Origin of the sequence: Rhodococcus sp. NPDC057135, assembly GCF_042670865.1 — a bacterium.
Lineage (GTDB): Bacteria > Actinomycetota > Actinomycetes > Mycobacteriales > Mycobacteriaceae > Rhodococcus_F.
Map to the genome: position 1 here is coordinate 148278 of NZ_JBHUUU010000001.1, position 25398 is coordinate 173675.

At 62.3% G+C, this 25398-nt stretch carries 26 protein-coding genes and 1 pseudogene; 15 read left to right on the plus strand and 12 right to left on the minus strand.

Annotated features, from left to right (window positions below):
• Nucleotides 1-4: 4 nt before the first annotated feature.
• From ACFT1A_RS00640 to ACFT1A_RS00655, 4 genes are read left to right on the plus strand one after another with little or no spacing between them, the layout of a single operon-like run.
• Nucleotides 5-961 carry an ABC transporter permease gene (locus ACFT1A_RS00640; RefSeq protein WP_283305698.1) on the plus strand — a complete coding sequence of 319 codons (957 nt, stop codon included), beginning with the start codon at nt 5-7 and terminating at the stop codon, nt 959-961.
• Nucleotides 954-2048, plus strand: a complete 1095-nt coding sequence (locus ACFT1A_RS00645) for an ABC transporter permease (protein ID WP_378445764.1) — start codon at nt 954-956, stop codon at nt 2046-2048. The genes ACFT1A_RS00640 and ACFT1A_RS00645 overlap by 8 nt, the downstream gene beginning before the upstream one ends.
• A complete protein-coding gene (locus tag ACFT1A_RS00650; protein WP_378445346.1) occupies nt 2045-3142 on the plus strand; it encodes an ABC transporter ATP-binding protein in 1098 nt (365 codons plus the stop codon). The genes ACFT1A_RS00645 and ACFT1A_RS00650 overlap by 4 nt, the downstream gene beginning before the upstream one ends.
• Nucleotides 3142-4131, plus strand: coding sequence for an ABC transporter ATP-binding protein (locus ACFT1A_RS00655; RefSeq protein WP_378445348.1), 990 nt, complete (start codon nt 3142-3144; stop codon nt 4129-4131). Before ACFT1A_RS00650 ends, ACFT1A_RS00655 begins: the two co-directional genes overlap by 1 nt.
• A 6-nt stretch (nt 4132-4137) precedes the next feature.
• Here ACFT1A_RS00655 and ACFT1A_RS00660 read toward each other — a convergent pair whose 3' ends face one another.
• From ACFT1A_RS00660 to lysX, 4 genes are all read right to left on the minus strand, one after another.
• Nucleotides 4138-4737 carry a histidine phosphatase family protein gene (locus tag ACFT1A_RS00660; protein ID WP_378445350.1) on the minus strand — a complete coding sequence of 200 codons (600 nt, stop codon included), beginning with the start codon at nt 4735-4737 and terminating at the stop codon, nt 4138-4140.
• A gap of 5 nt (nt 4738-4742) precedes the next feature.
• Nucleotides 4743-6152, minus strand: a complete 1410-nt coding sequence (locus ACFT1A_RS00665; RefSeq protein WP_378445352.1) for a diguanylate cyclase — start codon at nt 6150-6152, stop codon at nt 4743-4745.
• A gap of 78 nt (nt 6153-6230) precedes the next feature.
• Nucleotides 6231-7121, minus strand: coding sequence for an alpha/beta fold hydrolase (locus ACFT1A_RS00670; RefSeq protein ID WP_378445354.1), 891 nt, complete (start codon nt 7119-7121; stop codon nt 6231-6233).
• 13 nt (nt 7122-7134) lie between these two features.
• On the minus strand, nt 7135-10491 hold the full coding sequence (gene lysX, locus ACFT1A_RS00675; RefSeq protein ID WP_378445356.1) for a bifunctional lysylphosphatidylglycerol synthetase/lysine--tRNA ligase LysX: 3357 nt from the start codon (nt 10489-10491) through the stop codon (nt 7135-7137).
• Between the two features lie 88 nt (nt 10492-10579).
• Between lysX and ACFT1A_RS00680 the strand changes: the two genes are divergently transcribed.
• Nucleotides 10580-10807, plus strand: coding sequence for an RNA-binding S4 domain-containing protein (locus ACFT1A_RS00680; protein ID WP_003943569.1), 228 nt, complete (start codon nt 10580-10582; stop codon nt 10805-10807).
• A 15-nt stretch (nt 10808-10822) separates the two neighbouring features.
• Here the strand turns inward: ACFT1A_RS00680 and rraA are convergent, their stop codons facing one another.
• On the minus strand, nt 10823-11299 hold the full coding sequence (gene rraA / locus ACFT1A_RS00685) for a ribonuclease E activity regulator RraA (protein ID WP_003943552.1): 477 nt from the start codon (nt 11297-11299) through the stop codon (nt 10823-10825).
• 72 nt (nt 11300-11371) lie between these two features.
• Here rraA and ACFT1A_RS00690 point away from each other — a divergent pair, with 72 nt between their 5' ends.
• On the plus strand, nt 11372-12358 hold the full coding sequence (locus tag ACFT1A_RS00690) for a DUF2332 domain-containing protein (protein ID WP_378445358.1): 987 nt from the start codon (nt 11372-11374) through the stop codon (nt 12356-12358).
• Here the strand turns inward: ACFT1A_RS00690 and ACFT1A_RS00695 are convergent.
• Nucleotides 12355-12975, minus strand: a complete 621-nt coding sequence (locus tag ACFT1A_RS00695; protein WP_378445360.1) for a TetR/AcrR family transcriptional regulator — start codon at nt 12973-12975, stop codon at nt 12355-12357. The two genes, ACFT1A_RS00690 and ACFT1A_RS00695, sit on opposite strands and share 4 nt — an antisense overlap.
• Before the next feature lie 124 nt (nt 12976-13099).
• Between ACFT1A_RS00695 and ACFT1A_RS00700 the strand changes: the two genes are divergently transcribed.
• From ACFT1A_RS00700 to ACFT1A_RS00710, 3 genes are read left to right on the plus strand one after another with little or no spacing between them, the layout of a single operon-like run.
• Complete coding sequence (locus ACFT1A_RS00700; RefSeq protein ID WP_378445362.1) at nt 13100-14308, plus strand: phosphotransferase family protein; 1209 nt, start codon at nt 13100-13102, stop codon at nt 14306-14308.
• Nucleotides 14305-15468 carry a hypothetical protein gene (locus tag ACFT1A_RS00705; RefSeq protein WP_378445364.1) on the plus strand — a complete coding sequence of 388 codons (1164 nt, stop codon included), beginning with the start codon at nt 14305-14307 and terminating at the stop codon, nt 15466-15468. Before ACFT1A_RS00700 ends, ACFT1A_RS00705 begins: the two co-directional genes overlap by 4 nt.
• 37 nt (nt 15469-15505) lie before the next feature.
• Nucleotides 15506-16450 carry a tyrosine-protein phosphatase gene (locus ACFT1A_RS00710; RefSeq protein WP_378445366.1) on the plus strand — a complete coding sequence of 315 codons (945 nt, stop codon included), beginning with the start codon at nt 15506-15508 and terminating at the stop codon, nt 16448-16450.
• Between the two features lie 10 nt (nt 16451-16460).
• Here ACFT1A_RS00710 and ACFT1A_RS00715 read toward each other — a convergent pair whose 3' ends face one another.
• Nucleotides 16461-17036 (minus strand): hypothetical protein, encoded by a 576-nt coding sequence (locus ACFT1A_RS00715; protein WP_378445368.1) that lies wholly within the window; start codon nt 17034-17036, stop codon nt 16461-16463.
• Between the two features lie 150 nt (nt 17037-17186).
• Between ACFT1A_RS00715 and ACFT1A_RS00720 the strand changes: the two genes are divergently transcribed.
• Both ACFT1A_RS00720 and ACFT1A_RS00725 read left to right on the plus strand, forming a co-directional pair.
• Nucleotides 17187-17651, plus strand: coding sequence for a GNAT family N-acetyltransferase (locus tag ACFT1A_RS00720; protein WP_378445370.1), 465 nt, complete (start codon nt 17187-17189; stop codon nt 17649-17651).
• Nucleotides 17648-17785, plus strand: coding sequence for a hypothetical protein (locus ACFT1A_RS00725; RefSeq protein ID WP_378445372.1), 138 nt, complete (start codon nt 17648-17650; stop codon nt 17783-17785). The genes ACFT1A_RS00720 and ACFT1A_RS00725 overlap by 4 nt, the downstream gene beginning before the upstream one ends.
• A gap of 48 nt (nt 17786-17833) precedes the next feature.
• Here the strand turns inward: ACFT1A_RS00725 and ACFT1A_RS00730 are convergent, their stop codons facing one another.
• Nucleotides 17834-18730, minus strand: coding sequence for an oxygenase MpaB family protein (locus ACFT1A_RS00730; RefSeq protein ID WP_378445374.1), 897 nt, complete (start codon nt 18728-18730; stop codon nt 17834-17836).
• Between the two features lie 171 nt (nt 18731-18901).
• Between ACFT1A_RS00730 and ACFT1A_RS00735 the strand changes: the two genes are divergently transcribed.
• Nucleotides 18902-19360: a hypothetical protein gene (locus ACFT1A_RS00735; RefSeq protein WP_230816135.1), complete on the plus strand. Its 459-nt coding sequence runs from the start codon at nt 18902-18904 to the stop codon at nt 19358-19360.
• 149 nt (nt 19361-19509) lie between these two features.
• Entirely contained in the window at nt 19510-19893 is a 384-nt protein-coding gene (locus tag ACFT1A_RS00740) for a helix-turn-helix domain-containing protein (protein ID WP_378445376.1), read from the plus strand.
• Here ACFT1A_RS00740 and ACFT1A_RS00745 read toward each other — a convergent pair.
• Both ACFT1A_RS00745 and ACFT1A_RS00750 read right to left on the minus strand, forming a co-directional pair.
• Nucleotides 19839-21287 carry a histidine-type phosphatase gene (locus ACFT1A_RS00745; protein WP_378445378.1) on the minus strand — a complete coding sequence of 483 codons (1449 nt, stop codon included), beginning with the start codon at nt 21285-21287 and terminating at the stop codon, nt 19839-19841. The genes ACFT1A_RS00740 and ACFT1A_RS00745 overlap by 55 nt on opposite strands.
• Before the next feature lie 379 nt (nt 21288-21666).
• Nucleotides 21667-21982: pseudogene (locus ACFT1A_RS00750) on the minus strand (long-chain fatty acid--CoA ligase); the annotation flags it as partial.
• 121 nt (nt 21983-22103) lie between these two features.
• Between ACFT1A_RS00750 and ACFT1A_RS00755 the strand changes: the two are divergent.
• Nucleotides 22104-22217 (plus strand): hypothetical protein, encoded by a 114-nt coding sequence (locus ACFT1A_RS00755; RefSeq protein ID WP_378445380.1) that lies wholly within the window; start codon nt 22104-22106, stop codon nt 22215-22217.
• A gap of 94 nt (nt 22218-22311) precedes the next feature.
• Nucleotides 22312-23991: an oleate hydratase gene (locus tag ACFT1A_RS00760; RefSeq protein WP_378445382.1), complete on the plus strand. Its 1680-nt coding sequence runs from the start codon at nt 22312-22314 to the stop codon at nt 23989-23991.
• A 7-nt stretch (nt 23992-23998) separates the two neighbouring features.
• Here ACFT1A_RS00760 and ACFT1A_RS00765 read toward each other — a convergent pair whose 3' ends face one another.
• Both ACFT1A_RS00765 and ACFT1A_RS00770 read right to left on the minus strand, forming a co-directional pair.
• On the minus strand, nt 23999-24376 hold the full coding sequence (locus tag ACFT1A_RS00765) for a DUF5313 family protein (protein WP_003943558.1): 378 nt from the start codon (nt 24374-24376) through the stop codon (nt 23999-24001).
• Nucleotides 24377-24406: 30 nt separating this feature from the next.
• The gene (locus ACFT1A_RS00770; protein ID WP_378445384.1) at nt 24407-25378 is read right to left on the minus strand and encodes a GlxA family transcriptional regulator; all 972 of its coding nucleotides are present in this window, start codon (nt 25376-25378) and stop codon (nt 24407-24409) included.
• Nucleotides 25379-25398 lie beyond the last annotated feature (20 nt).

Below are 25398 nucleotides of genomic sequence, written 5' to 3' on the forward strand. Positions count from 1 at the left end.
ATCGATGAACATCGGCGCAATAGGTAAGAAATTGGGCCAGCTCGTCATTGTGATCCTGATCGTCAGCTTCGGAACCTTCGTGCTGGCATCACTGATCCCCGGCGATCCCGCTGTCTCCGTCCTCGGTGAGGGGCGCACGCCCGCCGAGTACGAGGAAGTTCGCCAGCAGCTCGGTCTTAACGATCCACTCCTGGTTCGCTATTGGGACTGGTTGACCAGTGCTCTGCAAGGCGACCTCGGTAACTCGCTCGTTCCCCCGCAGCAGGACGTCCTCACGGCGATCAGTTCCGCTCTCCCCGTCAGCGTGCAGTTGGCAGTGATGGGTCTGGTCATCGCCCTCGTCGTCGCCGTGCCGCTGGCACTCTGGTCGGCACACCACGAAGGCGGCGTCATCGACCGCGTCATCAGCGCCGCGACGTTCGGTGTTCTGTCCATCCCGAGCTTCCTTGCCGGTCTGTTGCTGATCATGGTCACCGTCAACTGGCTCGGCTGGTTCCCGCGATCACAGTGGGTGCGCATCGGTGACAGCCTCTCCGGAAACCTTTCACACGCAATACTTCCCGCGATCACCATCAGCCTCCTCGAGATGGCGATGTTCACTCGCGTTCTCCGCTCCGACCTGGTGACGACGCTCCGTGAGGATTACATCCTCGCGTCGAAGGCCAAGGGAATGCCCACGCTGCGAGTGCTTTTCAGTGACGCGCTTCGCCCGTCGTCGTTCTCGCTCATCACGATGATGGGTCTGGCTCTCGGCGGCATGATCGGCAGCACCGTGATCGTCGAGACGCTGTTCTCACTGCCCGGAATGGGCACGCTCATCGTCCGCGCAGCGCAGCAAGGTGATTCGCCGATGCTGCTGGGCGCGGTGGTCGTGATCGCCGTCATCTACGTCCTCGTCAACAGCGCGATCGATGTTCTGTACACCTATCTTGACCCGAGGAGTCGTCGTGTCCATGTCTGAAGTGACGCCAGACGGAGCGGCCCCGTCGCCGGCCCCGTCCGAGGTGATGACATACCGGCAGCAGACAGTCCTGCTGGCTCCCGGTCCCGTCGAAACGCTGGAACAGCCGAAGAACCTGGTCCTGATCGGGTCGATTCTCACGGTGGTCGGCTTTGCGCTGCTCGGCACCGCACTCTTCGGTTCGGCCATCATGATGACCGTCCGGATCGTGCTCGCGCTCGTTGCCCTGGTTTTCCTCTTCAAGGGCCTCGGCAAGCTCGGTACGTCCAAGTGGGGCAGTCAGTTCGATCTCTCGTACTGGTTGGCGTGCATCTGGCTGGTCGCCCTGATCCTGGCCGCGATCTTTGCACCGCTGCTGCCGCTCGGTGAGTACAAGGACACGGTCAAGACCTTGGCCGAGCCGGGCTTCGCCTCGCCGAGCCTGTTGTCCGAGCACCCGTTGGGTACCAACAACTTCGGTCTCGACCTCCTCGCCCGCGCCTTGTTCGGGGCTCGAGCATCCTTGACCGTGGCAATCTGCGCCGTACTGATCGGCATGATCATCGGTGGCACCATCGGCGTCATGGCCGGCTATTTCCGCGGCAAGGTCGATGCCGTCGTCGGAATCCTGACCAACTCGCTGCTGGCCATTCCTTCCCTGGTCCTGCTCATCGCACTGGCCGCGGTGCTGACGTCGAACCTGCGCAACATCACGCTCGCACTCTCGATTCTCTGCATTCCCAGCATGGTTCGAATCGCGAGGGCCAACACCATCGTTGTCGCCCAACGGGAGTTCGTGCTTGCCGCGCGTGCCATGGGCGCCACCAAATGGCGTGTCATCTGGCGCGAGTTGGTTCCCAACGTCCTCGTTCCCGTCGCTGCGCTCGGCTTGGTGGCCGTCTCCGGTCTGATCGTCGCGGAAGCCTCACTGAGCTTCCTCGGACTCGGTATCGCACAACCCGATCCGACCTGGGGCAACATGATTGCCGAAGGCCAGGGCGGGATCGTGGAGAAGCATCCGTTCATCGTCCTGGTGCCAGGTGTCTTCCTCTTCCTGACGGTGTTCTCCTTCAACCTCATCGGTGAGAAGTATCGGAGTAAGCTGTGACCACTTCATCTCAGAACGGCGTTCCGCTGCTGCAGGCGGACAACATCAGAACCGTATTCGCCACTCCGCGTGGCCAGTTGCGAGCAGTCGACGGTGTCTCGATCCACGTCTCCGCTGGTGAAACTCTCGGCATCGTAGGCGAATCCGGTTCCGGCAAGTCGGTTCTCGGGCGCACCATCATGGGTCTGCTCCAGAAGGGTCCGGCCCTCGACATCACGGGAACGGTGACGTTTGCCGGCCGCGACATGTCGACGATGAAGAAGTCGGAGATGAAGCACTTCTGGGGACCGGAGATCGCCATGGTCTTCCAGGATCCGATGACCTCGCTCAATCCGTTCAAGCGCATCGGTACGCACATCACCGAATCCTTGAAGTTCCACCTTGGTCTGAAGAAGGATGCGGCCCGTGATCGCGCTGCGGAACTCCTGTCGATGGTGGGTATCCCCGAGCCCAAGCGTCGGCTCGATCAGTACCCCCACGAACTTTCGGGCGGTATGCGACAGCGTGTGGTCATCGCCATGGCGCTGGCCTGCGAGCCGAAACTGCTGATCGCCGACGAGCCGACCACCGCCCTCGACGTGACGGTCCAGAAGCAGATCCTCGATCTGCTCGCCTCGCTCAACGACAAGCTCAACATGGCCGTCATCCTGATCAGCCACGATCTCGGTGTGGTCTCGGGTCGATCGGATCGCGTCGCTGTCATGTACGCCGGTTCCGTCGTGGAGACGTCGGCAACCGAAGAGCTGTTCACTCGTCCGCGTCATCCGTACACCGAAGCGTTGATGGCTGCGATTCCGCGACTCGAATCGCCGACGCACACAGTGCTGCAGACAATTCCGGGTGGACTTCCGGACATGACGAAGCCGATCACCGGTTGCCGCTTCGCTGCTCGCTGCCGCTATGCCCAGGACGACTGCCTGACCGGCGACCCGGCTCTGGCCCCCGGCGGTCCGGGAGACAACACAACCGAAAGTCACACGTTCGCGTGCCACTACCCGGTCGATACCCCGGAAGGCACAACGGCATTGGTCGCCAACGAGAAGGCCGGCACTACCGCAGCGGGCCTGACGCTCGCGGTGAAGGAGATGGTCTGATGACTGCATCAGTGGATACCAGAACGCCCGAGACGGTGGACGCGGCCTTGACGGTCGAGGACCTGGTCGTCGAATTCAACGTCGGCAAGGGTCAGACGGTTCACGCCGTGTCCGGGATCAGCTTCACCGTCGCTCCGGGTGAAACCTTGGGTGTGGTCGGTGAATCCGGCTGCGGCAAGTCCACGGCGGGCCGGGCGATCATGCAGTTGCCCTCACCGACGTCGGGATCCATCCGCCTGGGAGAGACGGAGATGACGGCACTCGGGGCGGAGGAGTTGCGTCGCAGCCGCACTCAGTTGCAGATGATCTTTCAGGATCCGATCTCCTCGCTGAACCCGCGACGCAAGGTCAAGGCTCTCATCACCGAGGGTCCGTCGATCTGGGGCGGAAAAGACAAGGCCGCCATCGAAGCTCGGGCGCGCGAGGTTCTTGCCGAGGTCGGGTTGGACCCGGACATGGTGTGGGACCGGACGCCGCGCGAGCTCTCGGGCGGACAGTGCCAGCGTGTGTGCATCGCCCGCGCGTTGATGCTCGACCCCAAGGTCCTGATCTGTGACGAGCCGGTCTCGAGCCTCGACGTGTCCGTGCAGGCGCAGATTCTGAACCTGCTCGAGGACGCGAAGAAGCGCCACGGGCTGTCTCTGCTGTTCATCGCGCACAACATGGCCGTCGTGAAGAACATCAGCGACCGCGTGATGATCATGTACCTGGGCCGCGTGTGCGAAATCGTTCCCGCAGAAGACATGCAGAACCGCGCGCTGCATCCGTACACGCAGCTACTGCTGGCGTCGATTCCCGATCCCGACGCCAGCGTCACCGCGGCGCAGAACGTCGAGCAGAAGGTCATTGAACTGCCGTCGCCGCTCAATCCGCCCAGTGGCTGCCGCTTCCGCACGCGGTGCCCGCTGGCCACTGATCTCTGCGCCGAGGAAGTTCCCGAACTTCGTCTCGTCGAGGGCGGCCATCAGGTGGCGTGCCACCACGTATGAGTTGAGCTAGACGCGCAACATGTTGCGCACGTGACCTGTTTCGTTGATCGACCCGACCCTTCGGCTTCCACTGCGGGAAACAAGAATTCGCGTGACGGAGACGTACTCGATCGGGAAGGTCAACGGACGCTCCAGCCCGAGCAGTTCCTGCAAAACGATGTTGACGACGCCGCCGTGGCAGAAGATCGCCACGGTGGCGTCGTTGTCGGTCGCCGCGACTATCTCGTCGATCGCACAGAGGACTCGCGCACGAAAAGCGTCGCCGTCCACCGACTCCGGCAGCCAGCCGGCTTTGATGCGCGCATAGGTTTCCGGTGCCCGCTCCAGGACCTCGTGCATCGGGATGTAGTGGGGCTGCTCGTAGTCGTATTCCGCCAGACCCTCGAGCTGGGTTACCGGAAGGTCCACTACCTGCGCGACCGGGGCCGCGGTCTCGAGTGCGCGCTTCTGCGGGCTGCTGAAGAGTCCGGTGATCCGGTACGGCGCCAGTGCTGCGGGCAGCCGAAGTGCCTGGGCACGGCCTTCGTCGGTCAGCGAGGGATCGGCGCGGCCTTCGGTGACCTCGGCCAGTTCGGGGAGCGCGTGTCGGATCAGGAGTAGTTGCACCTACGTCACCTTGCCATGTAGAGATCGAACGCCACCACGAGGTTTCGTCCTTCGCGTTTTGCCTGGTACATCGCGTTGTCGGCAATGTCGAGCAGGGTCTCCATGTCCGGCATCGCCCGGTCGACCCAGGCGACGCCGATACTGACGGTGCCCGCGAAACCGCGAATGGATCGTGAGTGCGCCTCTTGCGCCTCTCTGATGCGCTCCGCGAGCTGGATGGCTTCTTCGAAGGTGCAGTCGGCGGCGGCGACGGCAAATTCCTCACCGCCCAGTCGACCGGAGAGTCCCAGCCCTTCGGTAGTGGCGAGGAGGGTGTTTCCGAATTGTTCGAGGACCGAATCTCCGGTGAGGTGGCCGAGGTTGTCGTTGATCGATTTGAAGTGGTCGAGATCGAGCATCATGACGGCGATCGATTTCCGCGCTGTGTGCTGGGTGTCGAGGAGTTCCTGCGACCGGGTCCAGAACGCGTGTCGGCTCAATGTTCCGGTCAGGGCGTCGCACTCGGCGATGCGTTGGAGTTCTCGCTCGGCGCGTCGCTGTGCACCTGTGGCGACGGCTACGGCGATGGGGGAGAGTGCCATCAGGATGACGGAGATCCGGGTGGTCACGTCCTCGCTCAGCAGGTGAACCGGATCTGCCAGTGCCAACCGCCCCTGGCCTGCCATGACCAGTGCCCACGCGCTCCATCCGGCTGCCAGGAGCGAAGTGCTGAACAGTGAGACCCGCATTGCGCACCACAGGAGCGCCGGCATCGGCAGCAGCAGGGCGAGGGCTCCCTGAACCTCCAAGGCGAGTGGCAGGCAGACCAGCAGTGCGGCCAGTGGTGCGAGGATCTGGGCGAGCCGCCTGAGTCGCAGGCTCTGCCTCACGGACGGCCCGAAAGTCTTACGAATGTGTTCGAGTGTCGGTGCCGACAGAACGATCGGCAGCACGATCAGATACGTACACAGGTCGGCGAAGAACCACCCCACCAATTCCGTTGCCGCACCGCTACCTTCGTGGAGCTGAGTGCGTAGTGCACTGGCGGACCCGGCGGTCAGAGATGCAAGAACCGAGACGAGGAAGATTCTGGCCGTGTACTTCGTCTCGGGGACCCGCCTCGGGAAGCAGCCGAGCAAGTTCGCGGCGATCAAGCCAGTGGTCACCCCGACCAGATTGATCGCATTCAATTCGAGGGCCCGCTGCACCGAACTTCCGGTCGAAATATCCGCCGTCAGCAGCGCGGCGCCGCCGACGGCGAGTCCGATCGGCGCAAACGAGCGAGGGTTACGGAGGAGAATGCCCAGAAGGATCGCGTTGGCGGGCCAGAAGGTGGACAGAAACCCGGGGGGGCGGGCGGCGATGCCCGCCAGGGCGACAACGAGGATCGCCACGAAAATCAGGCACGAGCGCACCCGACGTGTCGAACGGTCCATGGTTAGCCTGTCGTAGATAGCAGAAGCTGTCCGAGCCTAGCAATGATCCGGCTACTGTCCGAGTTGTAGCTTTAAGTGTCATCCCCGACGGTTCGGCTGCGTGAGACGCCGAATCAAGTTCGCCAACTCCTCGGGTTGGTCGATCATCGCGTGGTGATGTGCCGGGCGCAGGACGTGAAAACTCCCGCCGAGGTAGGTGGCGAGTTTCTGCTGCTTTGCCATCCAGGCGATGGCCCAGGGAGTGGTGTGGCCCGTGTGCGCGGCGACGACGCTGAGGTCGATGTCGGGCAGGGGGTGCTTGCTCGACCGTCGTAAAGCGGTGAGCTCCAACGCCATATCGGTGTATGCGACGTATTCGACCATCGCCGCTTCCAGATAATGAGGTTCGCGGTAGATCTTCCGGACCCATTCGAGCGTCGCGTCCGAGGAGCCGCTCGGCGGCACGGACTGGTTGAGGATCTTGCGCGTCGTGGTGCCGAGGAGGCGTTGCAATCCGGTAGTGCTGAAGGAGGCCGCGGCGGCCCGGGAGGCGATCAGCAGTAGGTCGCGGGGGAAAAGACGTTTCGGCTCTTTCTCGGCACTGGAATCGAGGAGGAGCATGCCCGCTGCGCGATCGGGGAACAGGCGCGCGAAGCCTTCGACGTAGAAGCCGGCGATGGAGTGACCGACCACCACCGCGGGCCCCGCCAACCCCAGAGCGTCGAGAACATCGAGGATCCGCTGAGCTTCACCGTGCACGGTCGGCACTTCGGACGACGGCTCACTGAGTCCGAAACCCGGGCGATCGAACCGGACGACGGTGTGGTCCGACTGGAGATGACGTGCGCAGTCGTCCCAGTCGAACCAGTTGCCCGCCAGCCCGCCGCACAGGACGACGACGGGGCCGTCGCCTTCGGCAAGAACATGCAGTCGGCTCTCGCCGACCTGCAAGATCTCGCCCGGTGGTTTCACGTGGAACAATTCCGGCACGCGAGAATCCGGACTACTGACGCGGTTTCGCGAGGGGGAAGGCCAGCGTCTCGCGGATGCTGCCACCCGTGATCAGCATGACGATTCGGTCGACGCCCATCCCGAGACCACCCGTCGGCGGCATCGCGTGTTCGAGGGCTTGGAGGAAGTCCTCGTCCAATTCCATCGCTTCGGGGTCGCCGCCGGCCGCGAGCATCGACTGCTCGGTGAGCCTGTTGCGCTGATCCACGGGGTCCGTCAGCTCGCTGTACGCGGTTCCGAGTTCGACACCCCACGCCACCAGGTCCCACTTCTCGGCGACGCCGGGGATGCTGCGATGAGGCCGGGTGAGCGGCGACATCGAGGTGGGGAAGTTGGTGTAGAACGTCGGGAACTCGGTGTAGTCCTCGACCAGGTGCTCGTACATTTCCTGCGCGATGGCGCCGGTGTCCCAGCTGGACTGGTACGGGATCTCGTTGGCGTCGCACAGCTTCTGCAGGTCTTCGAGACTCGTCTCGGGGGAGACGTCGACACCAAGTTTTTCGGCGACGGCGCCGTGCATCGTCTTCACCGGCCACTCGCCGGAGATGTCGACCTCGACCAGTTCGCCGTCCGGTCCGGGTCGCATGATGATCTCGCGACCGAATGCTGCGACGGCCGCCGCCTGGATCAACTCGCGGCACATCCGCATCATGCCCTCGTAGTCGCTGTGCGCCTCGTACGCCTCGAGGATCGTGAACTCGGGATTGTGTTTGAAGTCGACGCCCTCGTTGCGGAACACGCGGCCGATCTCGAACACCTTCTCCATACCCGCGACGCACAGGCGCTTCAGGTAAAGCTCGGGTGCGATGCGGAGATAGAGGTCGAGGTTGTACGCGTTGATGTGTGTCAGGAACGGAGCGGCGTTCGCGCCGCCGTGCACCTGCTGCAGGATCGGCGTCTCGACTTCGAGGTATCCGCGACCACCCAGTGAATCGCGCAGCGACTTCACGACGGCGCTTCGGGCCTCGAGCAGTTCGCGGGCCTTCGGGTTGAGAGCGATGTCGAGGTACCGCTGGCGGACGCGGGTCTCGGGATCCGAGAGTCCCTTCCACTTGTCCGGCAGCGGGTGCAGGCACTTGCCGTTCATGCGCCACTCGACGGCGATGAGCGACAGTTCGCCCTTGCGGCTGCGCCCGATGGTTCCGCTGACTTCGATCAGGTCACCGAGATCGAACTCGGCGGCGAACTCCGCCAACTTCTCGCGGCCGACGTTGTCCTGGTCGACCAGGACCTGAATGTCGCCGGACCAATCGCGTACGTCCGTGAACACCACTCCGCCGTAGTCGCGGACCCGCAGGAGGCGTCCCGCGATTCGCACACGGGTGCCCTCCGGTGACTTCGCTGCGGCCGCGATCGTGTGCGTCGGCGGATACGCGACGGGGTACGCGGCGATTCCTTCGTCGGCCAGTTGCGCGAGCTTGTTCATGCGCACGCGGACCTGCTCGGGTCGACGCGGACCGTTGGTCGTGAACGACGGCGCCGAGTCCGGCGGACTGCCGTCGGCATGCAGTCCTTCGGACGTCACCAGAGCGGCGGGCACCGCCACATGCGTGCCGGTGTGCTTGACGACCTGGCTCGACTTGCGCCCGAAACTGGGCAGCACCACAAAGCCTTCGGCGATGGCCGACGCGAATCCGACGCGCGGCAGTTCGCGGTTGTCCTCGAAGCAGAGGAAGCGAGGCTCCCAATCAGGCTGGTACTTCACATTCGAGCGGTACAGGGCTTCGAGCTGCCACCAGCGCGAGAAGAAGACGAGCACCGAGCGCCAAATGCGGAGGATCGGGCCGGCGCCGATGCGCGAACCTTCCTCGAATACCGAGCGGAACACGGCGAAGTTGAGCGAGACCCGTACGACGCCGATCTCGTCCGAGCGTGTGGCCAACTCCGCGACCATCAATTCGACAACTCCGTTGGGCGCCGTCGGCTTGCGGCGCATCAGGTCGAGCGACACCCCGTTCGGTCCCCACGGCACGAGCGAGAGCATGCCGACGACGCTTTCGTCCTCGGTGCCTTCACCCATGACGGCTTCGACGAGGAGGCAGTCGCCGTCGAGGTGATCGCCCAGTCGGCCGAGCGCCATGGAGAATCCGCGCTCGGTGTCGGTGTCGCGCCAGTCGTCGGCGCGGATGATGACGGCCGCCATGTCCTCGGGCGGGATGTCGCGATGGCGTCGCATCCGGACGGTGACGCCGTGGCGCCTCACGCGGGTGACGGCCTGACGGACCGGACGCATGTCGCGTCCGTTGAGATTGAATTCGCGGGTACGCAGGATCGCTTCGTCGCCGAGTTGCAGGACGCTCAAGCCGGCTTTCTTGTACGCCGTCGCTCCGGTTTCGCTGGCGCCCATGACGGCCGTCGCCCAGCCGTACTGCGACGCGAGTCCCTGCCACGCTTCGATGGCGTGCGGCCAGGCTTCGGGATCGCCGATGGGATCACCACTGGCAAGGCAGACGCCGATTTCGACGCGGTACGTGATCGCGGCCTTGCCGCTCGGCGCGAAGATGACGGCCTTGTCGCGGCGGGTGGCGAAGTAGGCGAGCGAGTCGTCGGCGCCGAAGTTCTGGATCAATCCGCGAATCGCGGACTCGTCGTTTCCGGTGAGGGCGTTGTTGGAGCGTTGCGCGCGGAAGAGCGTCATGACTGCGGCGAGTAGCGCGATGGCGCCGAGGAGACCGAGGATCGTGTTGACGAAGACGCGTGGATGACCGTCGAACACCTCGTTGTCGACCGATGCCGCAGCGGTGACGCGGTTCAGAGCCCACAGGAATCGCTGGTTCTGCGGCAGGTCACCTGGGAAGAGTTCGACCAGGCCCCAACCGATCACGGTCGCGACAGCCATGCCGCCAATCAGTACGCCGAGAGCTTTCCAGCCGGCACCGCGTCGTACGCGTGTGTAGAACTCGGGCCTCGCGGCGATCAGGATTCCGATCACGATCAGCAGAACCACAACGGCCACGGCGTTGTTCGGGTTCTTGTCGACGATCGCGGAGGCGATGTTGGTGAGGGTGATCAGCGCCAGGTAGATCGTCAACAGCCACCAGGCGATGCGCTTACGGCTTGCGAGAGCGGCGGCGAGCAGGGCGACGACGAGCGCCCACGACAGGCTCGTATCCGGTGCGTCGAAGTAGTAATTGTCGATGTATTCGCGTGGGACTCGGAGGATGTGCCGCAGAACCGGCGAGATGCTCCACAGGAACACCAGTACGGAGAAGACGCCGAGGATCAGTCCCGAGATATGGGGAACCTGGCTGAACCGCCCTTTGCGGAATCGACGCGCCTGGCGCGGATTTTCGGGTGGCGATTCCACCAACTCTGCAGTGGTGTCCGATACCTCGGTCAATGGTGCCATCGAGCTTCCTCTCCTACCGGTCGATCAGATCCTCACGCTAAGTGTGGTCTGTCGTGTCCAGTTTTGTGGGAGGAGGAAGATGATTGACATGACCGACAACATTCCAGCAGTACCCATCCGCGACGAAATGATTCGGCTCGGTCAGTTTCTCAAGCTCGCGAACCTCATCGAATCGGGCGCGGAGGCCAAGGAAGTGATCGCCGACGGCATGGTTTCGGTCAACGGTGAGGTCGAAGATCGCCGTGGCCGTCAGCTTCGTGACGGCGATGTCGTCGAGATCGGCGGGATGGCCGCCAAAGTGGAAGCCCCCGCCTGATCCCGCGACTTCTGACTAGCTTTCGCGAACTACGACGCCGTCCTGGTCGCTGTAGACGATCTCGCCGGGGTTGAAGGTGACGCCGCCGATTTCGATCGGCACGTTCTTCTCACCCGAACCGGTCTGAGTGCTCTTGCGCGGGTTGGTACCCAGGGCCTTGACGCCGATGTCGAGGGTGCGCAGGATCGCCGAGTCGCGGACAGCTCCGTTGACGATGACGCCGGCCCAGCCGTTGTCGACGCCGCGGCCGGCGATGATGTCGCCGACCAGGGCGGTGTGGATGCTCGCGTCACCGTCGACGACGAGGACTCCGCCGTTGCCCGGTTCGCTGAGGGTCTGCTTCACGAGCAGGTTGTCCTGGAAGCACTTGATGGTGGTGATGGGGCCCGCAAAAACCTCACGTCCACCGAACTGGGTGAACTGCGTGTCGCAGCTACGGATGTCGGGTCCGATCTCGTCGGCAAGGTCAGCGGTCGCTACAGGCTCGGTCATGCCCCACAGGATAGTCGGCAGCGAGCCGACCACGGGTTCCCAGACCTAGGTCGCATCCGGTAGACATCGACGGTGGACACATCGCGCTGGTACCGATCGTTCGCGGAAGTGGAAGCCAAAGGGAACTCCGAGATCTACGAGGAATGGGGCCTCGGCGTATCGGAGGATCCAGCAGTCCTCGCTCTGATCGACCGACTTCCAGAACCCCGCAGGCAACCCAACCTGATATTCGGGGCGAGCCGTCACCTCGGTGCCCCGGTCGCGCCGTACGCGTCGTTTCGCCGATGGCTGAGGGAGAACTGGTCCGAGGTGGAACACCTCGCGCGGATCCGGACTACGCAGACCAATGAAGCCGGCCGCGCTGCTGTGTTGCTTCCCGTCCTCGGGTTGTTGAAAGGCCCGCTCTCGCTTGTCGAAGTCGGTGCCTCGGCGGGCCTGTGCCTTTATCCGGACCGCTACAGCTATCTCTACGACGGCGAAAAGTATCTGCATCCATTCGATGGTCCGTCCACCGTTCTGCTGGAGTGCGCGACGACTGGCAATCCGCCGATTCCGGAGAAAGTCCTGGACGTGGTCTACCGGGAGGGCATCGACCTCAATCCACTTGATGTAGGTGACACCGACGACATGAAATGGTTGGAGAGTCTTGTGTGGCCGGAACAGGACCACCGCCGTCAGCGATTGCGCGACGCTGCTGTCCTTGCGCGTGCGGATCCGCCTCGTCTGGTTCGCGGAGATCTCACGTCGGCTGTTGCCGATCTCGTCGAGCGTGCGCCGCTCAACACCACGATCGTCGTCTTTCACAGCGCAGTCCTCAACTATCTGATCCCTACTGCCAGAGTGGAATTCACAGAAGTTGTTCGCGCTTTGCCATGTCACTGGATTGCCAACGAAGGTATTGGCGTTCTGCCTGAAGTCGACGCCAAGCTGACCGTGTCACCTGAGGAATGTCGCGGCAAATTTGTTGTCTCTCTTGACGGCACGCCCCAGGGACTAGCCGGTGGCCATGGGCAGTTCCTCGACTGGATAGGCCAAACCACTACGACGCCGGCGGATTAGCTTTCGGGGAGTATGCCGTTCAGCACTATGTCGGCGAGTGAGTCGGCATACGGTCCCGGGTCTGGGACGTCCCGAACCGACATCGCGAAGATGGCCGCACCCGCCATGATGTCGAGAAGAGCGTCGGCGTCGACGCCGCTTCGGATGTCGCCTCGTTCCCTCGCCGCTTCCAGTCGACGGTTCAGCTCGACGCGGACTCCGGCCAGTTGCCGCACCACCAGAACCTCACGCAGTTCCGCGTTTGTTCGCACTTCGCTCATCAGTCCGGGTGCAGCGGCTCGCGTGGCGGGAGCTGCGAACAGTGCAACCGCGCCGTGCACCAGCGCGCGGATCTGATCCGTGATCGTGCCCTCGGTGCCGAGTTCTGAGTCGATGTCGGCGCCCTGTTCGACGTCGAGCACCGGGTAGATCGCGTCGTTGACGATGTGCGCCTTCGACGGCCACCGACGGTAGATCGCCGGGCGCCCCACTCCCGCGCGTGTGGCTATGGCGTCGATGGATGTGCCTGCATACCCCTTTTCCTCCAACAGTTGCCTGGTCGCGTCCAGTACTGCGTCGTCGATTGCAGGGTTTCGCTGCGGGCCCAGGCGGTGCTGAGTTTCGGAATCTTTGGACATTTTTGGCAAATCCCTTGCGGTATCGCTGTGATGGCCGTTACATTCTGTCACGGCTTTAGTCGATACATATTGTATCGACTATCGGCACGTGCGCATCGGCGCCACCGAACCACGAGGAGTGGTGATGAACCTTCGAACCGAAACAGAAACCTCAGGCGAGAATCCCGACTACGCCGAATTCGCCAGACCCGGCGAATCCCGCAACGACCCGACCGAGATGCGGCGCAACCTCGAAAGCTGGCTCGCTACCGTGCTGTGGCGAGGTTCGAAACCTTCCGTGACCTCGGTCGAGGTGCCGGCCGCGAACGGCATGTCCAACGAAACTGTGCTCTTCGATGCGACGTGGATCGAGGACGGGGTTCGAGCAGAGCACCGCCTTGTCGCCCGAATCGCACCGCGAGACAGCGCGGTGCCGATCTTTCCGTCGTACAACCTGGACCAGCAGTTTCGGGTCATGAGCGCCGTCGCCGCACACACGTCGGTGCCGGTCCCGCGGGTGTACTGGTCCGAGAGCAATCCGGACGCGCTCGGCGGCGAGTTCTTCGTGATGGAGCGCCGCGACGGCGAAATTCCGCCCGACGTCATGCCGTACACGTTCGGATCCTGGCTCTCGGAGGCTTCAGTCGACGACTGTTCTCGACTCCAGCAGTCATCGGTCCGTGTACTCGCGGAGCTGCACGCGATGGCCGATCCGCACCTCGCACTGCCCGAACTGTGCCGCGACGGCGCCGAACCGACTGGCACAGAGGCACTTCGCGCCCACCTCGAAGAGCAGCGAAGCTATTACGAGTGGGCAACCGCCGACGGACCAGGATCCCCGTTGATCGAGCGCGGTTTCGACTGGATCGAGACGAACTTTCCCGCCGATGCCGGTGCAGCCGTGCTCAGTTGGGGTGACTCGCGGATCGGAAACATCATCTACCGTGACTTCGAGCCGGCGGCGGTCCTCGATTGGGAGATGGCAACACTGGGGCCGCGTGAGCTGGACCTTGGCTGGATGATCTTCCAGCACAGGTTCTTCGAGGATCTTGCGGCCATGGCCGACCTCCCCGGAATGCCGGACTTCCTGCGCCGTGAGGACGTGGCAGATGCCTACCGGTCGCTGTCCGGACACCAGGTAGCGGATCTCGATTTCTACATCGTGTACGCCGCGTTGCGGCATGCGGTGATCATGTTCCGAGTCCAAAGCCGCGCAGTGGCTTTCGGTCAGGCCGAGTTCCCCGACAACCCGGACGAAATGATCCTGCACCACAAGACACTCGAAGCCATGCTCGACGGCACCTATTGGGCATCGCTCGAAACAGCCCCCGTCACGACAGGAGAATCGCGATGACGCTGTCCCCGCTCGACGACTACCCGGTACATCAGATCGCCGAGACCATCCGCCACGTGGGCACCTCGGATCGAAACTTCTACGATCGCTACTACTTCAACGCTCATGCCGGCGTCGACGGAGACACCGAGCCGCTGTTTCTCATCATCGGTCTCGGTCAGTACCCCAATCTTGGTGTGTGCGACGGCTTTGCGGTTCTTCGGTGCGGCGAAGACCATATAGTCTTCCGGGCATCCCGAGCCTTGGGTGACGATCGAATGGACCTGTCAGTAGGCCCGCTGCGAATCGACATCATCGAGGGTCTGCACCGCCTACGTGTGGTGTTGGAACCGAGCCCCGAGGCACCGGATCTGAGCTTCGACCTCACCTTCGAGTCCGACGGTCCGGCCAATCTCGAGGCCAGGCATTTTCACCGTCAGCTGGAACGAGTCACCTTCGACACCCAACGATTCGTGCAGACAGGCACGTGGTCCGGATCTCTGACCGTGGACGGCGACGTCATCCCGGTCAACCCGGAGACGTGGCGGGGTAATCGCGATCGGTCCTGGGGTGTTCGACCGGTCGGTGAAGCGGAACCACCTGGGCGCAAAGCGGATCCGGCGATAGCAGGCAGTCAGAACTTCTTCTGGATTTACTCGATCATGCAATTCGGCGACTTCACCATCGTCACGATCGTTCAAGAAGATCAGCAGGGACGCCGAATCCTCGAGGATGCCACTCGCGTCTGGGCGGACCGCTCGCGGGAGCCGGAGTGGTTGGGTCGACCGGACCACCAGCTCACCTTCATTTCCGGTACACGCGAGGTGAAGAGCGGAACTCTGTACTTCCGGCGTCCCGGTGCACCAGGCGAGTCCGACCATATTCTGGAAATCACCTGCGAACCGATTCTGCCCAACTACATCGGTGTCGGCACGGGCTACGGACTCGAGCAGGATTGGCGTCACGGGATGTGGCAGGGCGAACTGGTGGTTCAAGGCCTGCGAGAGAAGGTTTCGGACATCGAACCGTGGAAGAAGATGCTGTGCCCAGTCGACAATCTGGCCCGGTTCACCCTCGTCGAGGACGGCGTAACCCGCACCGGGACAGGCCTGTTCGAGGTAGCAGTGATCGGACCTCACCAGCGATACGGATTCACCGGCATCGGTGACGTCGCACCTTGACTACAGATCACCAAACCACAAAGAGAGGTACTGCCACATGTCCACACGCACACGAATATTGTTCGCTCGCACTGCGAAGGCCGCCGCACTGGTTGTCACCGGAGGTCTGTTGTTTGCCGCTCCCGCTACGGCCATCCCGCTCGACTTGGGTTCTCTGAACACGGGATCGCTCGGGTCGGTCGATCTCGGCTCGCTCGAACCGGTGCTCGCGCCGACACCGAACTTGGCCTCCGTGGCGAACTTTCGCGACATCGCAGGAAACGACGGGAGGGGATACGCCACCGCAGATGGCTCGCACCTCAAGCGCGGCGTCATCTACCGGTCCAATGCGCTGACCGCGACCAGCGACGCCGACAAGGCGACACTCACCGGCCTCGGACTTGCCGACGCCTATGACCTGCGCGGTGCAACCGAGATCTCCAACCCGTTCATCGGTGGCGCAGATAAGCTTCCGGAGGGCGTGACGTACACGAACATCCCGATCGAGTTCAAGGATCTCACCCAGCTCGCCACAACCATCAAGTCGCCGGAAGAGGCTAAGCAGTTCTTGGTCGACACCAACCGCAGTTTTGTCACCGATCCCGTTCGCCGTGCCGGCTTCAAGCAAATCCTCTCGGACATCGCTGCGAGTGACGGGGTGCAGTTGTTCCATTGCACCTCAGGCAAGGACCGCACGGGTTGGACCGCGATGTTGTTGCAGTCCATCGCGGGTGTCCCCGCCCAGACGATCATGGACGACTATCTGTTGAGCAACACCTACCTTCAGGCGACCAACGAGAAGATCCTTGCGCAGATCTCTCAGGCCTTGAGCCCGCAGGTAGCGACCAATCTCGAGCCGGCCCTCGGTGTCGACGCGTCGTATTTGGAAGCTGGACTCGCGCAGATAGCCAGCGATTACGGAACCGTCGACGGTTATCTCACCGAAGGTCTCGGACTCACCCCGGACACGATCGCGCTTCTGAAGTCAAAGCTGGTCGGCTAGTTTCACGCTGCTAAAACGCTTGAACGAAGGTGTACCAGTCGCCGTCGAACTCCTGGTAACCGATCTCGCCGTCGCGGCGGGGCTTGCCGAGATATGGTGCGCCGTCAGGTAAGTACGCCAATCCGATCGAATCGATCAGACCACCCTCGATGTGGAAGCGGCACCCGTTGCCGACGGGCCAGATCTGGAGGACCCGATAGACGCCGATTGTTTGGTTGTCCATCGACTTCTGGCAATCCGCGGCCACTGCTTCGAGGGAATCTTTCGACAATGCAAACGCAACACGCGAAGGGACGGACAACGTCACGAGCGCGCCGGTGACGAGGACTATCACCGGCGCGATTGTGCTCAAACGCAGTGTCTTGTACTTCATCCAACCAATCAGGCTGAGTATCAACCACACTCCGCCCAAACCGAGCAGTACTGAGGCGGCGAGCGCAAAGAACGGAAAGTACACAACCGGCGGCATGAAGGACCACACGATGACGCCGCACGTGAGGGCGACAAGCACTGCGGCGACAATCGCTGTCACCTTCCACCAAGATGCCGGGCCTCCACCGTCGGTCGTCGGATCGCCGCTAGTCATCGGATAACCCTTGCACAGCTGATTGTCTGCGGAGCGGCAACGAATCGAATTGTTCTCACTGATTTATGTCGAGGCCGTCGTGCGTAGATCCGCGAATTGAACATCTTCGGCGCCGGACAGTCCTCTATTGCCTGAGGGTATGGTCGGATTGTGAACCAGGATCTGACCATTCGCCGCTACCAGCCCTCGGATGAGGACGTGGTCGTCGACCTGTGGTCTCGTGCAGCCCGCGAAGCCCATCCGTTCCTTGCGGGTGAGGGGACCGGTGAACGGGAGCAGAAGATGCGAGAGGTGTATCTGATTCAGGCCGACAATTGGGTGGCTGAGCACAGTTCCGAAGTCGTCGGCCTGTTGGGAATGATCGGCTCCGAAATCGGGGGACTGTTCGTCGCGCCGGCATCACAAGGGTTGGGTGTCGGGCGGGCGTTGGTCGAACACGCTGCCACCCTGCACGGCGAGGTGACACTCGAGGTTTACACCCTCAACGATCGCGCCCGCAGGTTCTATGAGCTGATGGACTTCGAAGAAGAGGGGCGTCGACACGACGCCGAGACGAACCATGAATTGATCACCCTGCGTCGTACTGGTCGCGACTCCTCCCGCATTCAGGCATGAGAGAGGCTATTCAGCCCAGCGCGGGGTGCCAGGAGTTCCACCACTCCACGATGGGAATCAACCAGGGAGTCCAGATCTTCCAACTGTCGCCGAGTCCGTACGGCGGTATCGGAATGATGACCATCACCTCCTGAACGTTCCGCGGACAAAATCGTCCGTGAATCCGATGCGTTCCAGCGCGTCTACGCTTGGGCCTGCTGGTCTGCCTGCAGGTGCTTGACCGGACATCCGGCGGGGAAGGTGCCGAGGTCTTCGACCTTGTAACCGCTCGGGTAGCTGCGGATGTTGGGCAGTTCGCGGGCGAATTTCCGCTTCGTGCGCACCGGGAAGAACCGCAGCAGACGCGCTCGGACCTTCAACGCTCCGCGTGAGACGACGCGCATCGCGGTGCTCGGGTGCTTGTAGTGGAAGGCGTCGAGGAGATGATCGTCCATGAGGGCGAATGCGAATCCCTTGACCAGAGCCTTCGGAGCCAGGTTGTTGGGAGGGAAGGTACACATCAGTTCGAGGGTGGAATCGGCGACGGCTCGCGCGCCGGGGTCGAATGAAAAGTGTTCGCGCTCATAGTCGTCGAGAAGTTTGACGAACCCCTCGTAGGTGTCAGGCGTGTCCTTGATGTTCATGTACCGACCCAGGTGGCGGTAGTAGTTCGTCGACCCGACGATCTCGTTCTCGGTCATCTTTCGCCAGCCGTACGCGTCGAGCCATCTGACCGGCGTGACGACGAAGGTGGCCAGGACGTAGAGCATGTCGTCGTTCGAGATGTCGTACGAGCCGTGCATCTGATTCATTCGGCGCACGCTCTTGCGGCCTTCGGTGCTGCTGAGGCCGTGCTCGAGGATGGCGTCGAGGATCAGGCTGGTGTCGTCGTAGCGTTTCTGAACCTTGTCGGTGAACTCGCCCGTGGAGAAGAGGAGCTTGCCGATGGAGGGGACTGCGTACGTGCGAAACAGCGCGAAGCTGAGCGCTTGATTGATGTCCCAGGGAAACTCCTGTGCCGCGAGAATGCGCGACATCTCTTCGTAATCGGTTTCGGGATCGAGTCGATCCGTGCGACTGCGGAGGTCGTAGCGCTTCATCTGAACACTCCATGGGGCTGGTCTGCATGCGGCAGAGGTAGGTGTGAGCTGCACCACCGACTGTAGTTCTGACAACACGCGTTGTCTAGGGGGTGTGAATAGTCGACTTTCCTTCGTTTCGGGCGTTGTACCAGGGGTATCCGGAAAGTGTTGTCGACCCGAGGAGCAGCTATGAGCGTCACACGCACGGCCGGGGTTTTTGCGGCCATCGGACTACCGATTGCCGCGAGCGTCATGTTCGCCGGAGTCGCCTCGGCTGATCCGCCACATCCTTTCGGCGGTGCCGCCGTCACCATCGGGTGTCCGAATCAGGGGTCGCTGGCTTCGTTGACCGGTCTCACCGGCCAGTCCGGACCAGAGGCCAATCCGCCCATTGCCAAGGGCGACATTCGCTTCGATTCGTTCCCGGCAGCTGCGCCTATCCCGGCGGCCGGACAGGTCACCGTTGCGTGGGTCAATACAGACACCGGCAAGTCCGGAATCGTCGACCTGGTAGGGACTTACCCGTACCTCTCCGCGACGGTGAACACCGGGGTCGGCAATGTCGTTGCGACGGCTTTCGGTTCGATCAACTGGGGCAGTAGTCCCATCTGCCAGTCGAATCCGACGATCGGCAGGTTCATAGCCTGATGGTCACAGGGTTCACAGCCTGATCAGGCACAGAGTTGGCGGTATCGCGTGATTATCTGTCATCTCGGAGATACCGCCGCGCCCGTCCCATCCCATATTCTGAAACATGTTAGGTGAAGGCATATTTCAGGGATGGAAAAGGTGGCGACGTGAACGGGTCGAGCGCGCGTCAGTTGATGAGCCAGATGCTCGTCGAGAAACGAAACAGCCTTGCACCCGAAAAGGTCGGCATGCGATGCGAGGGTGCTCGCCGCATGCACGGCCTCAGTCGGCGTGATGTCGCACAGATTGCCGACATCAGTTTCAACCACTATCAACGGTTGGAACAGGGTACGTCCGTGGGTGTTTCGGCTCCGGTCATCGTGAGGATCTGCGACGCCTTGTTGATGGAAGACGACGAGAAGGCGCGCATGCTGGCATTGCATCAGGCATGGGCGCGCCCTCGTCGACCGCTGGTTGGATCCCGAGTTGCCGGATCTCAGGCCGCTGGTGAAATCTCCGGTAGGCAGCGGGCCAGTTCGTCCGGCGTATAGAAGAAACTCCCGGCGCTCACCGGAGCGCACGGCGCCGCAAAGGCTGTCTCACGCTCGTTGTAGAGCATTCGGACCAGACGCTTGCCGTCCAGCCCGGCGTAGACGTCCCACTGCACGTTGGCAGCCATCGGGCTGACCTGCGATCCACGCCAGGGGTTGTTCGCGTAGGTGTAGAGGTCGCCCTCCGCCTGCGAGACGGTGCTTCCCGGCAGTTTCAAGAGCGCCGCGAAGGGGATGATCGTTTCTGCGTGTGCAAACCGGAAATCCGCTCCCGGGACGGCGTCGTCGCCGGTGTGTTTCTGCAAGCCGCGCAGGAACTCGTCGCGCAGTACGGTTGCCATCCGGTAGGTGACGTCTTCACCGGTGAAGCCCGGGCCCTTGGCGTAGAAGTCCTCGGCATCGTTCGTGTACGCAAGCCATTGCGCGTCAGCAGGTTCGATGAACCGCTCGAAATTCCACTTGCCTTCTTCGGCCATGCCCGGAGTGATGATGTACGTGTTGTACAGCATGTATGCAGCGTCGACCTCGTTGTCGATCGTGCTCGAACCCTTGCCGCGGTCGACGAGTGAGAACTCGCCCGCGCTCAGGCGGTTGACGAAGTCCTCCGAGTAGAGCCTGAGCATCATGTGCCGCGAGACCTCGCGGGTGCGCGGCAGATCGGAGATCTGGTCGTCGACGGCTTTCAGCCGAGGATCGGACTCTTCGTAGTCCTTGTAGTCGGCATTTGCGTCGGAGTCGTGGAAGTAGAGGAGATCGGCATCCGTCGTCACCGGTGCAACATCGCCGGCGACGGCTGGAAACGCACCGGTCAGGCCCTGAGCGAAGTTGTCAGCGCTGTCCACGGCACGGTCGACACCCGACGAGGTCAACGTGATGGTTCCCTGTTGCGCTGCGATGGCGTCGAACAGTTGGGGGAGGCGTTCGGTGACCCGCGCTCCGAGCTGCCTGTGTTCGGTGACCCCGAGCCCGCTGAGGTTGCCGTATCCGAGCTTTTTGTTGGCGGCCATGAGATCACGAAGCGCTGGGCCGAACTCCTTGCCGACGGGAGTCAATGCGTTCTCGGCTTCTGCGATTTCCCACAGCTGCAGGCTCAGGTCGTCGTACTTCAGGCTCGACAGTGCCCGGGATCCGTGGCGCGCAACGCTTTCCGTGTACACCGGGGTGTATCCCGTCGGCGGCGCCTGATAGTCGGCGATGCGTTGGCCGGGGGAGTACGGCGTCTTGGACGTGAAGCCGCCGTCGGTCGACGCCGGGGTCTCGGCCGAGCCGGAACTCGAACCAGCGTCGAGCGAACCGAACGGTGACGCCGTGGCGATGGACTGGACGCTGCTGGTGACAAGCACTAGTCCGACAGCGCCGGCAGCGGCCAGCACGCCGAAGCGTGAGCTTCGCATGGTGAGTTGATCCTCTCCGTCGGTGCCGAGGTGACACGACGGAAGGAAAGTTAGAACAGCTAAGCGTCCGAATTGCACTTATTTGCCCATGTGCAGATGGACGCGGGGTTACAAGTTTCGGATTCGCAGAGCTCAGGAGGGTTTGGCGGCAATCCCGATCGACACGGAGAGCGACAACGCTATGAGGGTCATGGCCAGCCACTGGTAGCTCTTGGGCGTCGGCTGCTTCTTACGTCCGAACTTGCTCACTGATGTCTCCCGTTTGTCCGTGGGTACTCAGCACATATTACTGTTCCATTACCCCAATGGCGCGGCCGACCGGAAACTGTGCGCGATCAGACAGCAGGCAGGCCGAAAGAGGCCCGCCCACCGATGTCGATCAAGGGGTCGTGCGCAGTTCCCGTCGCAGGATCTTGTCGGTGACGGTCTTGGGCAGTTCCTCCACGAGCACCACGGATCGTGGGTATTTGTACGCCGCCATCCGCTGTTTGCAGTGATCGATCAGTTCGTCCGGCGTCACCGATGCCCCCGCGACGAGACTGACAAACGCCTGCGCCCTCTCACCTCCCGTCGCCGGTGTGGGACCACCCGTCACGGATCGCCGACGCACTCTCCGGCTTGTTCCAGTAACCGTGCACCATCTGTGGACCCCAGACGGCCAGTTCGCCGATCTCTCCGACCGGCAGGACCGCACCGCCCACCACGTTTCCAGCAAGCAAACTTGTTCCATATCTATCGCCGCGATCAAGGTTTCCTCGGTGCCAGCGAAATGCGCAGTCTCACAGACGAGAACAGGTTGCGCGTGCAATCGTCGTGATGTGTGTCTCTGTCGCGCAATGGTATCGGCCGAGCGGACCACAAACGCCCGAGGAAATTGCGCGCGACTATGCGCGTTTTGCGCTCGATCTGGTGCGCAGCCGACGACCGTGACGGACGTCATCCGGTTCGGGTGATGCGCCTGCGGGCAAACGGGTCCATGCTTGGAAGGTATCCGTACCGCGACTCGAGTAAGGAACGAAACACAATGTCTTCCAAGCTGTCTCACAAGGCCTACATGATCGGCGCCGGCATCGGAAACCTTTCGGCGGCGATCTATTTGATTCGAGACGGTGAGTGGGATGGTGCGGACATCACCATCATGGGCCTGGACATGCACGGAGCGAACGACGGCGAATCTGCCGCTACCTTCCAGCACCAGTACGGTCATCGCGAGCTCGGAAACGACGCGGGTTTCATCAACCGTGGCGGTCGCATGCTCAACGAGGAGACCTACGAGAACCTCTGGGACGTGCTGAGTGCGGTTCCGTCGCTGGACAACCCGGGAAAGTCGGTGACGGATGACATTCTCGATTTCGACCACGCACATCCGACGCACGACGTTGCACGGTTGATCGACCGAGACGGCATTCGCAACAAGGGTGAGAACGACTACAAGCACATGCAATTCGACAACAAGGATCGCTACTTGTTGACGAAACTGATGACGATGCCGGAGTCGGACGAGGCAAAACTGGACGACATCAGCATCGAGCAGTGGTTCGAGGACACTCCGCACTTCTTCACCACCAACTTCTGGTACATGTGGGAGACCACATTTGCTTTCAAGCGGGTGAGTTCGGCGATGGAGCTTCGCCGGTACATGAACCGAATGATTCTCGAGTTCAGTCGCATTCAGACGCTCGCGGGTGTCACCAGGTCTCCGTACAACCAGTACGAGAGCATCATCTTGCCGATGCGGACCTTCCTCGAAGACAAGGGCGTGAAGTTCGTCAACGAATTGAAGATCACGGAGTTCGTGTTCAAGGACACTCCGCTTCGGGACGAGATCATCGTGACGGGACTCGACTACGAAAACGTCCGCACTGGTGAGAAGGGCCGAATCGACGTAGCGGAGGGCGATTTCGTCTTCGACACCAACGGCAGCATCACCGACAGCTCGTCGATCGGCGATCTGGATACCCCGATCGTGGAAGACATGAGGTACGCACCGAGTGCGCTGCTGTGGAAGCAGGCCACCGAGCATTTCTACGACCTCGGGAATCCCGACAAGTTCTTCGGTGATCGGGAGCAGAGTGAGTGGACCAGTTTCACCGTCACCACGTCGTCACACGAACTCATCAACGAGATTTCCCGAATCACCAAGCAGCTCCCCGGAAATGCGCTCAACACGTTCGTGGACTCGAATGTCCTTCTGTCGATCGTGGTTCACCATCAACCGCACTACCACGCGCAGAAGGAGAACGAAGGGGTCTTCTGGGGCTACTGTCTGTTCCCGCGCAAGAACGGCGACTACGTGAAGAAGCCGTTCATCGAGATGACCGGCCGGGAAATGCTGGAAGAGACGCTCGGACACCTCGAAGCGCTCGACGAGAGCGGTGCGCTGGCCGCGCGCCGACAAGAGATCACCGGCAGCGTCGTCAATTCGATTCCCAGCCATATGCCTTACGCCAGTGCACTGTTCAATCGGCGCGCCGTCGGTGACCGGCCTCTGGTGGTGCCGAAGCACTCCAAGAACCTGGCCTTCATCAGTCAGTTCGCGGAGCTGCCGTTCGACATGGTGTTCACCGAGCAGTACTCGGTGCGCTGCGCTCAAGTGGCCGTCTACAAGTTCCTGGGGATTCCGGAAGACAAGCTCACCAAGATGCATCACTACGAAAAGGATCCGAAGGTCCTCGCCAAGGCCGCAGTGACGATGTTCCGCTGAGGGGTGCTCAGCGACCGTGCCGCTTCTCGTAGTCCTCGCGAGTGCGATCGGCGCGGCGCTGGGCCTTCTCGTCGAGCAATTCAGGATCGAGGCCGTGGCTCAGTAGGCGGTGACGGCGGTAGATGGTGCCGAGCGCCACGACGAAGTACGCGAGCGGGATGAGCAGCAAGGCCATCATGGCCAAGGGGATCCAGATCGGTCCGGGAATCAAGAGGAACAGCAGGAGAATCAGCGTCGCCGGCACTGTGAAACGAATGATGTAGCGCGCCTGGGCGCCCGGGCCCACCAGATCGTTCCGAACCCAGTCCTGATACCGGTCGGGGAGTGTCTTCCCCAGGAGGTATCCGCAGTACTGAGGAAAGTTCGGGCGAGTCTGTTCGGCCATGGCCTCCAGGATAGTGCCTGGTACTGCCGCCTACACCGGTGCCTTGAACGTGCGGCGGTACGCGCTCGGTGAAACGCCGAGGGCCTCGTTCATGTGTTGACGCATCGATGTCGCTGTCCCGAAGCCGGTTCGAGCGGCAATTGCATCGATCGACAGATCGGATTCCTCCAAGAGTTCACGTGCGCGATCGACGCGTCTGCTGGTCAACCAGCGGTTCGGTGTCGTTCCGACTTCGTCGCGGAATCGGCGACTGAACGTACGGACGCTCATGTTGGCGCGCGTAGCCAGGTCCGCCAGGGTGATCGGGTCGCCTAAATGTTCGAGGGCCCAATGCCGAGCGTCGGCAGTCGATTCCGAAGGCTTGTCGGCCAGTGGGCGCCGGATGTACTGCGCTTGGCCGCCGTCGCGCCACGGCGGTACGACGCAACGCCTCGCGACGGTGTTCGCCACTTCCATGCCGTGGTCGCGCCGCACGATGTGCAGGCAGAGGTCGACCCCGGACGCCACCCCAGCCGAGGTCAGGATGTGACCTTCGTCGACGAACAGCACGTCGGGATCCACGTTCACCTTGGGGTAGACACGCTGGAAATGGTCGGTGTTGCGCCAGTGCGTCGTGGCGCGGAGTCCGTCGAGCAAACCCGCCGCGGCGAGGATGTATGAACCGGTGCAGATCGAGACCAGCCGAGTGCCCGGCCGGATGTGTTGGAAAGCTGCGGCCAACTCGGGGGAGAGGTAACCGTCTTCGTAGGCCGGACCCAACTCGTACGACGCGGGTATGACGACGGTGTCGGCGGTGGCGAGCAGTTCACTCCCGTGGTCGACCGAGATGCTGAAGTCTGCGTCGGTCTGCACGGGATTGCCGTCGACGGTGCAGGTCAGGATCTCGTACAGCGGTCGATCCTCGACGTCGAGGGCGCGCCCGAAGATGCGCGCCGGGATGCCGAGTTCGAAGGGTATGACTCCATTCAGAGCCAGTACGACTACGCGATGCGGACCAGACATGGCTTGATTCTTTCATATAT